The sequence below is a fragment of the Acinetobacter sp. YH12095 genome (assembly GCF_013419245.1).
GTDB lineage: Bacteria > Pseudomonadota > Gammaproteobacteria > Pseudomonadales > Moraxellaceae > Acinetobacter > Acinetobacter towneri.
This window is the reverse complement of the sequence record NZ_VPAL01000009.1, coordinates 20,896-33,942: the sequence shown is the minus strand read 5'-3', so window position 1 is coordinate 33,942 and position 13,047 is coordinate 20,896. Positions and strand designations below refer to the sequence as shown.

10 protein-coding genes are annotated in these 13,047 nt (G+C 42.2%); 5 read left to right on the top strand and 5 right to left on the bottom strand.

The window, feature by feature from the left end:
• The first annotated feature begins 341 nt into the window (after nucleotides 1–341).
• The 4 genes from FTU35_RS08000 to FTU35_RS07985 all read left to right on the top strand — a co-directional run bounded on the left by FTU35_RS08000 (nucleotide 342) and on the right by FTU35_RS07985 (nucleotide 5,802).
• Nucleotides 342–1,409: a polysaccharide biosynthesis/export family protein gene (locus FTU35_RS08000; RefSeq protein WP_373686818.1), complete on the top strand. Its 1,068-nt coding sequence runs from the start codon at nucleotides 342–344 to the stop codon at nucleotides 1,407–1,409.
• A gap of 1 nt (nucleotide 1,410) precedes the next feature.
• Nucleotides 1,411–1,839, top strand: a complete 429-nt coding sequence (locus tag FTU35_RS07995) for a low molecular weight protein-tyrosine-phosphatase (RefSeq protein WP_004680161.1) — start codon at nucleotides 1,411–1,413, stop codon at nucleotides 1,837–1,839.
• 19 nt (nucleotides 1,840–1,858) lie between these two features.
• Nucleotides 1,859–4,057, top strand: coding sequence for a polysaccharide biosynthesis tyrosine autokinase (locus tag FTU35_RS07990; protein ID WP_180064653.1), 2,199 nt, complete (start codon nucleotides 1,859–1,861; stop codon nucleotides 4,055–4,057).
• 305 nt (nucleotides 4,058–4,362) lie between these two features.
• Entirely contained in the window at nucleotides 4,363–5,802 is a 1,440-nt protein-coding gene (locus tag FTU35_RS07985; RefSeq protein WP_180064652.1) for a capsule assembly Wzi family protein, read from the top strand.
• A gap of 92 nt (nucleotides 5,803–5,894) precedes the next feature.
• Here the strand turns inward: FTU35_RS07985 and FTU35_RS07980 are convergent, their stop codons facing one another.
• On the bottom strand, nucleotides 5,895–6,512 hold the full coding sequence (locus FTU35_RS07980; RefSeq protein WP_373686817.1) for an START domain-containing protein: 618 nt from the start codon (nucleotides 6,510–6,512) through the stop codon (nucleotides 5,895–5,897).
• A gap of 156 nt (nucleotides 6,513–6,668) precedes the next feature.
• Entirely contained in the window at nucleotides 6,669–7,490 is an 822-nt protein-coding gene (gene dapB / locus FTU35_RS07975; protein ID WP_180064650.1) for a 4-hydroxy-tetrahydrodipicolinate reductase, read from the bottom strand.
• Between the two features lie 283 nt (nucleotides 7,491–7,773).
• On the opposite strand from dapB, the gene FTU35_RS07970 reads away from it, so the two are divergent.
• Nucleotides 7,774–8,058, top strand: coding sequence for a hypothetical protein (locus FTU35_RS07970; RefSeq protein ID WP_180064649.1), 285 nt, complete (start codon nucleotides 7,774–7,776; stop codon nucleotides 8,056–8,058).
• Nucleotides 8,059–8,152: 94 nt separating this feature from the next.
• Here the strand turns inward: FTU35_RS07970 and dnaJ are convergent, their stop codons facing one another.
• The 3 genes from dnaJ to FTU35_RS07955 all read right to left on the bottom strand — a co-directional run bounded on the left by dnaJ (nucleotide 8,153) and on the right by FTU35_RS07955 (nucleotide 13,045).
• Complete coding sequence (dnaJ, locus tag FTU35_RS07965; protein ID WP_180064648.1) at nucleotides 8,153–9,268, bottom strand: molecular chaperone DnaJ; 1,116 nt, start codon at nucleotides 9,266–9,268, stop codon at nucleotides 8,153–8,155.
• A gap of 129 nt (nucleotides 9,269–9,397) precedes the next feature.
• On the bottom strand, nucleotides 9,398–9,775 hold the full coding sequence (locus tag FTU35_RS07960) for a hypothetical protein (RefSeq protein ID WP_026438412.1): 378 nt from the start codon (nucleotides 9,773–9,775) through the stop codon (nucleotides 9,398–9,400).
• Between the two features lie 135 nt (nucleotides 9,776–9,910).
• Nucleotides 9,911–13,045, bottom strand: coding sequence for an efflux RND transporter permease subunit (locus tag FTU35_RS07955; RefSeq protein ID WP_180064647.1), 3,135 nt, complete (start codon nucleotides 13,043–13,045; stop codon nucleotides 9,911–9,913).
• Between the last annotated feature and the right edge of the window lie 2 nt (nucleotides 13,046–13,047).

Sequence of the window (13,047 nt, the reverse complement as noted above, 5' to 3'; positions counted from 1 at the left end):
GAGCGCCTTTCAATTTATATCTGTATTTTATAAAGAATGAATCTTTCAGCAGGGATTCTAGCAGAAAATCATGAAATTTCTATTGTGATTTGTGCTCAAATTCGTTGAATGATGCATCAGTGTATAGTTTTTGTGAATATTTAACTTTTTAAATTTAGAGTAAATTCACAATTTACGATTTTTATCATTTTTTTCGCAAGGAATTTGACAGAATCTGCAAAATGATTACAAATTGCTATGTACCTATTTGACAAGTTCGGTAAAATGGCGGGAATTGATTTAAATATTTTAATAAATTAAAAATGGAATCTCGAGTGCGACACTTTCAACTGGCTGTTTTAATGGCATGTGGCATTGCCGCCACTGGCTGTGCTGTGACCTCTGGCTTACAAACCTATGACCTACCTACACAAGGTGCGTATCAAACAGACCAAGGCGCCCAACTAACGGTCGTTCAGCTAACACAGGACAATTTACCTAGCCTCTTGCTCAATAATATTCAGAGTGCAAATTCAACCTATCATTTATTTAACAATAAGCAACACATTTACCGTTTAACCGCAGGTGATGTACTTTCAATTCAGCTTTGGGCTTATCCTGAAATCACACCACCTATCCAAGATATTAGTAATATCAAAGCGGCTGGCTATCCAATTGACCCAAATGGTAATGTATATTTACCTCTGCTTGGACAAGTCAAAGTTGCTGGCAAAACGCTGGCTGAAATCAATCAATATTTACGCTCACAATTTTCGCGCTATTTAAAACACCCAGATGTTGTTGTTCGGGTTCTTTCTTACGAAGGACGCCGCTATTTTGTAAATGGTCAAGTTATGCGTAGCGGTCAGTACACACTAAATGACCAACCTATCAGTATTTATACAGCTTTGGGACAAGCTGGTGGTGTAAATACTGAAACAGGTGATAACACCAATATTCAACTGATCCGACAAGGACAAACCTATCACTTAAATGCTGTAGAATTAGAAAAGCAAGGGTTGTCTTTGCACAACCTACTTATTCAACCCAATGACACAATTTTTGTAAATGCAAAACAAAATCAAAAGTTGTACGTTATGGGGGAGTCAAACAAAAGTCAGGCACTTACTTTACGTGATCAAGGTATGACCTTAAGTGATGTATTGGGTGAAAGTGAAGGTGTTAACCCTTATTCTGCAAGTGCTGCACGTATTTTTGTGATGCGTACAGATTTAAATACTAAAACCTCTACAATTTATCATTTGAACTTAAGCAGCTTAGGCAATTTAGCTTTAGCCAATCAATTTCAGATGCAAAAAAATGATATTGTATATATCGATGCAACGGGGCTTACACGTTGGCAACGTATCATGAATCAAATTGTGCCTTTCTCGAGTGCACTTTACACATTTGACCAGTTAGGTAAATAGCATGCAAATTCAAAATGTTTTAGTTGTATGCATTGGAAATATATGTCGTAGTCCCATGGCTGAATATTTTCTAAAAAACAATCATCCCAATTTAAATATTGAGTCTGCAGGTCTCTCTGCAATGTCTGGGCATTCGGCAGATGCAAAAGCTATTCACTGTATGGATCAGCTGAATATTGATATGCGTCCACACATTGCTAGACAAATTACTGCCGAAATGATTAAAAAATCAGATTTAATTTTAGTCATGAGTAATAATCAAAAAAAACATCTTGAGCAAACTTGGTCTTTTGCCAAAGGAAAGGTTTTTCGTTTGGGGCATTGGCAAAATCAAAATGTGCCCGATCCTTATCAACATGATCAAGCTTTTTTTGATGAAACTTGTCGCAACATTCAAAAATACGTTTCTGACTGGCAATCCCATTTTTAATTTTTAGCAGTTTTATTTCATGAATTCGAATAGCACACCTCAAGACGATACCATTGACTTAAAAGAATTATTCTTTTCTTTGCTGTCGCAATGGAAGCTCATTGCTCTATGTACACTCCTTAGCCTCGTTTTCGCTCTCCTTTACTTAAAAGTAACGCCAAATGTCTACTCAACGGATGCTATGATTCAGGTTGAGGACGCTAAAGGTGCTGGTGCCGCAGCTCTTTTAGGGGATTTAGGAAGCGCACTACCTGGAGGAATGGGTGGAAAGTCAGTTGCAGATGCGGAAATTGAAATCTTAAACTCGCGCAAAGTGCTCGGACAAACCATACAAGACTTAAAGTTAGATATTCGTATCACCGATGAACAAAGTAGCTTGACGTATCGTTTGCTCAACACAGTTCAAAGTAAAGTTATCTATAAAAATAATGTTGTGACTTGGCAAGATAAAAAAAATGTATTTGTTATTCAATCTTTTGATGTGCCTAATTTTTATCTAGATAAAAAGCTCACATTAAACTTTATCAATGGACAAGAGTTTAGCCTGTCTTATAAAAAAGATGTTGTATTTAAAGGAAAATTAAATGCGATCAATCAAAGCCTAGATCAGAAAGGTTTATGGAAAATTCAAATTTATGCGAAAAACCCTATATCGCATGATTTTTCAGTCACTAAATTATCTATGCCTTCAGCCGTACAATGGATTAAAAAAGATTACGACGTAGCGGAAAGAGGTAAAAACTCTGGTGTGATTGGTCTTAACTACAATGGTGAAGATAAAGAACATATCACACAAGTACTTAACCACATCTTAAATATTTACCAAGCACAAAATATTGAACGTAAATCACTGGAATCGGCTCAAACATTGAGCTTCCTTGAAAAGCAACTGCCTGAGTTAAAACAACAACTCGAAGACTCTGAAATTAAATTTAACCGTTTCCGAGAACAATACAACACAATTGATGTAACACAAGAAGCGGAGTTAATGCTAAAGCAGAATGTTGAGCTGGAAAAATTAAAAATCCAACTACAACAGCAACAAGCAGAACTCTCTTCAAAATATACGCCTGACCACCCATTAATGTCAGCAATTAACGCTCAACTTTCTGAAATTAACAAAAAAACTTCAGAAATGACTCAATCCATTAAGCGTTTACCTGAAACCCAGCGACTGTACTTACAACTGTACCGCGATGTTAAAGTAAATACTGAGTTATACACTGCGTTATTGAATAGCTATCAACAACTCAAAATTGCCAAAGCAGGTGAAATTGGTAATGTACGCATTATTGATACTGCAATTGAACCTGTAAAACCAATTAAACCTAAAAAGCTCATCACATTAGTACTTGCTATTTTTGTAGGTGGTTTTCTGGGTACGTTGTTGGCCTTACTGCGTAATATGTTGCGCTCAGGTATTAAAGACTCAAATCAAATTGAAAATGAACTTGATTTACCTGTTTATGCCACTGTACCACGATCACCTGTGCAAGAAAGCCGTATTAACATTCTGAAAAAGAAAAAGAATATTCCTATTCTTGCGGTGAAACACAGTGATGATATTGCCATTGAAAGCCTGCGCAGCATGCGTACTGCTATTCACTTTGCTTTAAGCAGTGCCAAAAACAATATCATTATGATTTCTGGCCCTGCACCAGAGTTGGGTAAATCGTTTATTTCAACTAACTTAGCGACTATTTTGGCGCAAAGCGATAAGCGCGTATTATTGATTGATGCCGATTTACGTCGCGGCTATATGCACAAATACTTTAACTATGATGTGCAACCTGGTTTGGCTGAATATTTAAATGGTCAGCAAGATTTTGGCAGCATTGTACGCAGTACTGAAGTTGAAAATTTAAGCATCATCAGTCGTGGCAAAAGCCCTGCTAATCCATCAGAGTTGTTAAGCACGCAAAAATTTGCAGACATGCTCACGCACTTGTCGAGTCAGTTTGACCATATTCTGATTGATACCCCGCCAGTTCTTGCCGTCACCGATGGGATTATTATTTCACAATATGCGGGTGTGAATTTGGTTGTGGCACGTTATGCCAAGACGCAAATGAAAGAGCTTGAACTGACTGTCAACCGCTTTGAACAAGCTGGCGTGAAAGTAAACGGCTTTATTTTGAATGATATTCAACGTGAAGCGGGTGGCAGTTATGGTTATAATTATGCTTATGCCTATAAAGCTAATAAGGATGAGGATTAAACTATTGACTCAACCTCCCTTTTTGCTAGGCTTCCCTCTTTGTCAAAGATGAGCTATATATAGCAAAAGCCACCAACGTTAAAATCCCTCCTAACCTCCCTTTCTTACGCAAGAGTTTAAGCACAGCTTTAAACTCTTGCGTAAGAAAGGGAGGAACTCCATTACAAAGTTGCACTTGTGCATCTCCCCCTTTTACAGAAGCATTTTCTATTGAAATTTACAACAATACTCAACAATTCAGATTGCAAAACTCCACTCAAAAACCTATCTTGTTTACAGTTTATAAACGCTGAGTATATATAAGCATGTTTGCACCCAAAGCGCTGCTGGCGACACTGGCATTAAGCTCCTCCTTCACCTTTGCCCAAGGCATTGTCTTAAATGACCAAAACTTACGTACCGATTTAAACTGGCTAAATCAGCAAGGCGTCATTCAAATTAGTACGTCAACTTGGCCTATGAGTGGTGATGAAATTCAACGTGCACTTTCTCAAGCCAAAGTCAGCAACAACAATCAACAAAAAGTCATCGATGCAGTGGTGGCACACTTAAATGCCAATAACCAACTGCTCAAAGCCTCGCTTTTTGCAGAAACAGATCAAAAAAATATTCCACAAGCCTTTGGCGACCAACAAAAAGCGCAATATCAAGCAGGTTTGGAACTCAATGCAGGCAATCAATACTGGGATGCTAAAATTCGGGTTAATACAGAAAAAGACCCACAAATTGATAACGATCAAGATGTCAATGTTGAAGGCTCCTATATTGCAGCCAAGCTTTGGAATCAATGGCTCATTGCTGGGCAAATTCCAACCTACTGGGGTCCTGCACATGATGGCAGTTTAATTCGTGGCGATGCTAGCCGCCCAGTTTATGGCGTAACCATGCAACGTGCCGAACAACAAGCCTTCAGCAACAAATGGCTATCATGGATTGGTCCATGGCAATATCAAGCCTTTGCAGGTCAATTGCATGATTATGATGATGTACCCGATGCCAAATTGATTGGTTTACGTGTCACTGCACAACCGCTACCTTATTTCGAACTTGGGGCATCACGTATGATGCAGTGGGGTGGGGGTGATCGTTCAGAAAGTCTATCCACACTTTGGAATGCAATCAAAGGCAACGATAACTTTAATAACAGTGATGATGATAAATCTAACCAAGTTGCAGGTTTTGATGCACGCTTAAACCTACAGCCATTGCTACAAGTGCCAATGGGTGTTTATGCACAATACGCAGGTGAAGATGAAGCTGGTGGCTTACCTTCAAAAAAAATGTATTTGGCTGGGGTAGACTATTCATCGAGCTATCAAAATATGCCGTTCCAACTCTATACCGAATGGGCAGATACCCGTACTAACGGTAAAGCACAAGGTATTACCTATAACCACCATGTCTACACTGATGGTTTCTATCAACATGGCTATCCTTTAGCGCATGCCATGGGCGGTGATGGACAAATGATCTCAGTCGGTGGGGATATTCGTTTTGATCGTATCAACCGCGTGAATGCACGTGTAATGTTTGCCAAATTGAATGAATCAAATCGAGGCACGAATTATGCTTTCCCAGAAAAAGATGAGTTAAAAGCTTTGGATTTAACTTGGACACACTATTTACGCCCAGATATTCCACTTAAACTGAATGGCTGGATTAGCGATTCAGATGTCCTTGGCAATGATGGTGGTGCATCGATTGGTATTGAATTTCCTTTAGAAAAAGGGCTGTTTTCTTATTAAGTCTACCCGCTAGACCGAAATACTTCGTGGATGAGATCGACACCGATTTCATCCATTTTTCTAAGATTAAAAATTCAGCGCAACTCAATTATTTAACGCAAAATTTCAGGCAACGCCTTATAACCACCGCTTTTGCTTAATTCAATTTTCATTTTTTGCAGCATTTGATAGGGTTGTTGCTGCACAAACATATTCACAAAACTTAAAGGAATAGCACCTTCAGGGTTAGCATAGCCATAAGTGCTGACTTTGACTTTCTGATTGCTCAATTTCTGAAATGTCCAATCTCCCTCATACTGCCGAATACGCACATAGTCAGGATTCAGCGGATAGCCGCCTTCAATCGCTGTGTTTTGAATACTGATGACTCCCTGTGCATCTTTGCTCATTTTTCCTTTAACCACCAAATCTCGGTCTTTCAAGGGAAACGGAAAATCCAGCACCATATACAATAAGAACTCACCTTTTTGATCATCTCGTGACAAAACTTTCACGCTGCCCACATAAGGTACCCATTTCACAGCATGATCAACATCTAAAATTAGAGCAGCTGCTTTTTCTAAAGGCACATTAAAGGTGGTTTCTGCCTTGTATAAAAATACAGGACTAGACTGCTGTTGATAGGTCCAGACTTTAATATTGTTTTTATGAATACTGAGTTTGGCATGTTCAAGGCTTTGCGCATGCGTGATACAGCTACAGGCGATCATGCCAAGAATTGGCAGAATTTTTTTCATTATCTTGTGCATCTTATTTTAGTTTTGTGTGGGGTCTGATGCTTCATCATCCATGACATCAGACCCTAGTTTTAACTGCAGATCACGATTTGTTCAAGCAGTTTTTATTATTTTATCATCAGTGGCGATTTAAACTTGAATATCGTTAAAGCCTAGTACATCTTTCATGTCGTATTTACGGGCTTCTCGTCCAACCACCCAAGCAGCTGCACGAACAGCACCTGCAGCAAAGTTCATACGGTTGGTGGCTTTATGGGTAATTTCCACGCGCTCACCATCGGCAATAAACATTGCGGTATGTTCACCGACAATATCGCCACCACGAATGGTTTGAAAGCCGATGCTCTTGCGTTCACGCGCACCCGTATGTCCTTCACGGCAGTAAACTGCATCTTGTTTAAGATCACGACCAAGCGTGGCCGCAATCGCCTCACCCATCATTAATGCCGTGCCTGATGGTGCATCGACTTTATGACGATGATGCGCTTCAATCACTTCAATATCTACACTATCACCAAAGACTTTGGCTGCCAGTTCCAACAGTTTAATAGATACGTTTACCCCAACTGAATAGTTGGCGGCATACACCACTGGCGTCTGTTGAGCCGATTCTTCTAAGAGTGCTTTTTGTGCATCACTCATGCCTGTGGTGCCAATCACAATCGCCACGCCTGCTTCACGACAAAGCTTTAAGTGTTGTGCTGTGGCGGCTGGTGCGGTAAAGTCGATTACGACATCACAGTCAGCTAATACTTGTTCTAGGCTGCCCACGACTTTCACACCGAGTGTACCCACACCTGCCAGCTCTCCCGCATCTGCCCCCAAGAGACTGCTTTCTGGGCGTTCGACTGCGGCTGCCAATTGGTAGCCCGCTTCTTGAACGGCTTGAATTAAGATGCGCCCCATACGGCCGCCTGCGCCTAATACACCAATGCGTGGAGTTGCTGACATAGCATATTCCTAAAATAGATTCTAAATTGTGCTTACTATAGCAAAACTCGCTGCCTAGACTAAGTTTGTCAGCCAAGTTTCTGGGTTTATTTTTATTCAAAAGCAAGCCGAGCTGTACTGCTGATGGTCACTTTACACACCTCAGGCAAACTTTTAACGAAGCGATGCTAAAAATTTATCTGAAAATGCTCATTTTTTGTTTTTATTTCACAAATTTGCAAACTTGCATGCGCAGACTAGCCTGCACGAATGAAAACAACTGCACAAATTAAAGGGGATTTACATGCATTCGAAGAACATGGTATTGGCATTATTGTTAGGCATGAGCACAGCATCCGTATTTGCAGAGCCTGCACTTCAAGAAGGTGATACGCTTGAAAGCCTGTCTAAAGTCCGTATTAGCGTGACGCTACAAGAACCTCTTGCTGTTGAAGTCGATGCACCTGAACTAGAAGAAACAGCAGCAGAACATGGGGTTGTTGCAAGCGCTCAACCACAAACTACCGTTGAAACAGCAACGACTGAAATGGTGGATGTTTTAGAGATTGATGTACCTGAAGTCGAATAAGAGTACAGCAGATACAACAAAGGCGATCTTCAAGATCGCCTTTATTTTTGAGTTTAGATGAGGTCGTGCTTTGACATACCTAACCTAGGTTTCCTTAATCAAACAAACGATCAAAGAAAGACTTTTTCTTTGGTGATGACTGACTGCCCTCACCTTCCATCGTCGTCTGCAACTCTTTTAACAATTCACGCTGACGTGCCGTTAAATTCACAGGTGTTTCCACCACAATACGGCAGAGTAAATCGCCCTGCATACTGGTACGCACAGGTTTTACCCCTTTACCACGCAAACGGAACAATTTACCCGTTTGTGTTCCCTCAGGTACTTTCAGGCTCACGCGACCATCTAGAGTAGGAATTTCAATTTCCTTACCTAAAGCAGCATCGGCAATGCTAACAGGCACATCCATATACAGATCAGCACCATCACGCTGGAAGATTTCGTGCTCACGCACCACTACTTCTACATATAGGTCGCCCGATTGACCATCACGAATGGCTTCACCTTTACCTGTTAAGCGTACGCGGTCGCCATTGTCCACGCCAGCAGGAATGGTCACCTCAAGGGTTTGCTGACGATCTGACACACCCGAACCATGACATTTTTTACATGGATTCTTGATGATTTTGCCCTGACCACGACAAGTGCTACAGGTTTGCTGTACCGAGAAGAAACCTTGCTGCATGCGTACTTGACCCGCACCATGACAGGTTGGACAGGTTTCAACATCATTTGGATTTTCCGAGCCTTTACCATCACAAGCTTCACATGGCGCAGGTGCTGTAAAGGTGATGGTTTTCTTAACGCCTTTGACTGCTTCTTCAAGCGTCAATTCTATCACATAGCGTAAGTCTGAACCACGGCGTTGACGTTGCTGGCCACGCCCCCCCCCACCAAAGGCTCCACCGAAAATATCCCCAAACTGGCTGAAAATATCTTCCGCACTGAAACCACCGAAGCCGCCAGCACCACCGCCCATACCACCTTCAAAGGCTTGATGGCCCATACGGTCGTACATGCTGCGTTTTTCGCTGTCTGATAGAACTTCATACGCTTCTGAAGCTTCTTTAAACTTCTCTTCAGCTTCAGGATTGTCCGGGTTACGGTCTGGATGATATTTCATCGCCAACTTACGGTAGGCTTTTTTAATTTCATCATCACTAGCGGTTTTAGAGACGCCCAAAACCTCATAATAATCACGTTTAGCCATGTCTGGCGATGCTCCTCACGGAATTCTATTTAAAACTTAACTGAAGTCTGAAATTGGGGTCAAACTGAGTTTTACAAGGGAAAGCTGTTAAAAATTTTAGCTGAAGTGCTTTAGATGAAGTTCAAGCCATTAGAACACAGCTTTATTTTTCAAAAATTTGGATAGCCCTTTAATCCAAGCATTGATTAAAAATAAGAAGGCAATCACGGCAAAGACCACACCTGCTACGGTGCAGGCTTTGACCCATAAAAAGGCATCCCAAGGAAAGAAGGCCAATGGAATAAACCACAATGCAGCAAACAATGCCAATACACTGTAAATCACCACATTACGCATGATCCATAAAGCCTGTGCCTGTAACCAGACTTCAGTGCTATCGACCACAATCACTTTTCGTGCATACCAATACGCCAATGCACCACTCACCACAGTAAATAAAGCAAAAAACATAAACACGTAAGAGATCGCGACAGACCGGCGAAACTTTACCAAGTTATCTTGCTTCATAATGTGATTTAACCCCATCTGTGCCATGCTTTATTTTTTAATCTGGCGCATGCTGTAACGTATGCAAAGGCTGAAAAATATAAGGTGCTACTATATTGAAATTTTCCAAGTTTCGCACCCGTTATTATGTCACTTTTACAGATTATGTGGATTTTTTTTCACTTTAAACCACTGTGCATATAATGCAGGTAAAAAGAACAGGGTTAATAGGGTCGCGACAATTAATCCGCCCATAATCGCCACAGCCATCGGGCCAAAGAAAATACTGCGAGAAAGTGGAATCATGGCCAAAACAGCCGCTAATGCTGTGAGGACAATTGGACGACAACGGCGTACCGTGGCGTTAATAATCGCATCCCACTGTAACTCTCCTGCTCGAATATCCTGCTCAATCTGATCAATTAAAATCAGGGAATTGCGCATGATCATGCCCGATAAGGCAATGGTGCCGAGCATCGCCACAAAACCAAAGGGTTTGTTAAACAGCAACAGGAACAATACCACGCCAATAATGCCGAGCGGTGCAGTTAAAAACACGATGAATGCACGGGACATGCTACGCAGCTGAATCATCAACAAAGTCATCACCACGGCAAGGAAAAATGGCATGCCTGCATTGACTGACTTTTGCCCACGTGCCGATTCTTCAACCGTGCCACCCACTTCAATTAAATAGCCACTTGGCAACTTTTCACGCAGGGCCGCCATCGGTTCAGACAGTTCTGCCACCACCGTTGCAGGTTGCAAATTGCTACGAATATCACCACGTACGGTAATGGTCGGCAAGCGGTTACGATGCCAAATTAAACCTTCTTCAAAACGGTATTGAATTTGTGCAATTTGCGCCAACGGCACCGATGTTCCACGTGAAGTCGGTACGGCCAAGCTGCTTAAAGATGCGACATCTAGTCGCTCGGTTTGATCGCCACGTAAACGGATTTCAATCAGTTCACGTTTTTCACGATACTGGTTAATAGCCGCGCCACTGATAGAGCTATTAAGGAAGTTAGCTAAATCCAGACTCGACACCCCCATTTGACGGGCACGGTCTTGATCAATCTGCAATTGAATGACTTTGCTCGGCTCACCCCAATCTAAATGCACATTGGTACTGTTTGGATTGGCACTGATGGTGGCTGCGACTTGCTGCGCCCATTGTCGCACTTGTGCCAAGTCTTCTCCTGACACGCGGAATTGCAATGGATAACCCACTGGTGGGCCATTTTCCAATAATGACACGCGAGTACGCACCTCTGGCAATAACAAGCGAATTTGTTCAGATAAATTACGGCGAATTTCATTGCGGTCTTCTAAAGACGATGCCAATACCACAAATTGGGCAAAACTGGCCTGCGGTAATTGCTGATCTAAAGGCAAATAGAAACGCGGCGAACCTGTGCCAACATAGGCTACATAATTGTCGATGCCTTGTTGTTGCGCCAAGAACTTTTCAACTTTTTTAACGGCTGCTTCTGTGGCTGTTAAAGACGCACCTTCTTCAAGTTTTAAATCGACTAAAATTTCTGCCCGATTGGAAGGTGGGAAAAATTGCTGTGGTACCAATTTAAACATCGCAATTGACAGTACAAATATGCCAACTGTGATTGCAATGACGGTTTTTCGATAGCGCACACAAGTATTAACCCATCCACGAAACACTTGATAAAAGCGGGTTTGATATGGGTCGTGTAATTCACCTGCGTGCTGTAGCACAGGCTGCGGTTCAGCTTGTTTGCGTACACGCGCCCAAAGACGTTGATACCACGGCGCTCGCTGTGCATGGCGCTGAAAATCTGGCAATAATTTATCGCCCAGATAGGGTACAAACAGCACGGCAGCAAACCATGACACCACCAAAGCAATGGTCACCACTTGGAAAATTGAACGGGTATATTCCCCTGTACTTGAGGCTGCCGTGGCAATGGGTAAAAAACCTGCTGCGGTAATCAATGTTCCAGTCAGCATAGGGAAAGCAGTCGTTCGCCACGCATGACCTGCGGCTTGCAAGCGGCTATAGCCTTGCTCCATCTTAATTGCCATCATTTCAATGGCGATAATGGCATCATCCACGAGCAATCCGAGGGCTAAAATAAGCGCACCGAGTGAAATTTTGTGCAGCCCGACATCAAACAAATGCATACCTGCAAAAGTCATCGCCAAGACCAGTGGAATGGAAAATGCCACCACCAAACCTGTGCGAAAACCCAGTGAAAAGAAGCTGACCAAGAGCACGATAATCACCGCCTCAGCCAATACTTTCATAAATTCATTGACGCTGTGTTTTACCGCAACAGGCTGATCAGAAACTTTTTGCAGTTGCATGCCCAAAGGCAAGGTCTTTTGCAAACGGGCAAATTCTGTTTCCAGATTTTCACCCAAAGCCAGAATATCACCGCCTTTACGCATCGACACCGCAATGCCAATGCCATTTTCGCCCATAAAGCGCATACGCGGTTGAGCAGGTTCGCTAAACCCACGATAGACCTCGGCAACATCGCCCAGTTGAATGGTGGTGCCATTCACCAACAGCGGCATTTGTTTCAACTCATCGACACTGTGCAACGCACCGCTGACACGCACCTGAATACGGTCTGAATGGGTTTCAAAAAAACCTGCGCTTGCCATGCTGTTTTGTTGTTGTAAGGCTTGCTGAATCGCGGTAACAGGAATACCGAGTTGCGCGGCTTTGGTGTTAGATAACTCAATCCATATTTTTTGATCTTGTAAACCCACCAAATTAACTTTGGCTACATCTTTGACCCGCTGTAATTGTAGCTGCAAACGGTCGGCATATTCTTTGAGGGTGGCGTAGTCATAGTCTGCGCCTGTCAGCACATAAATATTGCCAAAAGTGTCGCCAAACTCATCATTAAAAAATGGGCCTTGTACCCCTTGTGGCAGTTCATGGCGAATGTCATTGACCTTTTTACGCACCTTGTACCAAACATCTGGAATTTGGCTGGAGCGCATAGAATCTTTGGCAATAAAAGTCACCATGGACTCGCCCGGACGCGAATAGGCCATGATGCGTTCATAATCGCCCGTGCTCATCAATTCTTTTTCAATACGGTCAGTGACTTGTAAGGAAACCTCTTTGGCACTCGCTCCTGGCCAATAGGTTTGAATCACCATCACTTTAAAGGTAAACGGTGGATCTTCACTTTGTGCCAGTTTGGAATAGGAAAAAATCCCGACAATGCCCAACAGCAGCATCAAGTAGACCACTAGACCTTTATTTTTCAGCGCCCATTCGGATAAGTTAAAATTCATAT

Coding starts and splice junctions, on each gene's coding strand:
- FTU35_RS08000 (WP_373686818.1), top strand. CDS start 342: ATGGCATGTGGCATTGCCGCCACTGGCTGTGCTGTGACCTCTGGCTTA.
- FTU35_RS07995 (WP_004680161.1), top strand. CDS start 1,411: ATGCAAATTCAAAATGTTTTAGTTGTATGCATTGGAAATATATGTCGT.
- FTU35_RS07990 (WP_180064653.1), top strand. CDS start 1,859: ATGAATTCGAATAGCACACCTCAAGACGATACCATTGACTTAAAAGAA.
- FTU35_RS07985 (WP_180064652.1), top strand. CDS start 4,363: ATGTTTGCACCCAAAGCGCTGCTGGCGACACTGGCATTAAGCTCCTCC.
- FTU35_RS07980 (WP_373686817.1), bottom strand. CDS start 6,512: ATGATCGCCTGTAGCTGTATCACGCATGCGCAAAGCCTTGAACATGCC.
- dapB (WP_180064650.1), bottom strand. CDS start 7,490: ATGTCAGCAACTCCACGCATTGGTGTATTAGGCGCAGGCGGCCGTATG.
- FTU35_RS07970 (WP_180064649.1), top strand. CDS start 7,774: ATGCATTCGAAGAACATGGTATTGGCATTATTGTTAGGCATGAGCACA.
- dnaJ (WP_180064648.1), bottom strand. CDS start 9,268: ATGGCTAAACGTGATTATTATGAGGTTTTGGGCGTCTCTAAAACCGCT.
- FTU35_RS07960 (WP_026438412.1), bottom strand. CDS start 9,775: ATGAAGCAAGATAACTTGGTAAAGTTTCGCCGGTCTGTCGCGATCTCT.
- FTU35_RS07955 (WP_180064647.1), bottom strand. CDS start 13,045: ATGAATTTTAACTTATCCGAATGGGCGCTGAAAAATAAAGGTCTAGTG.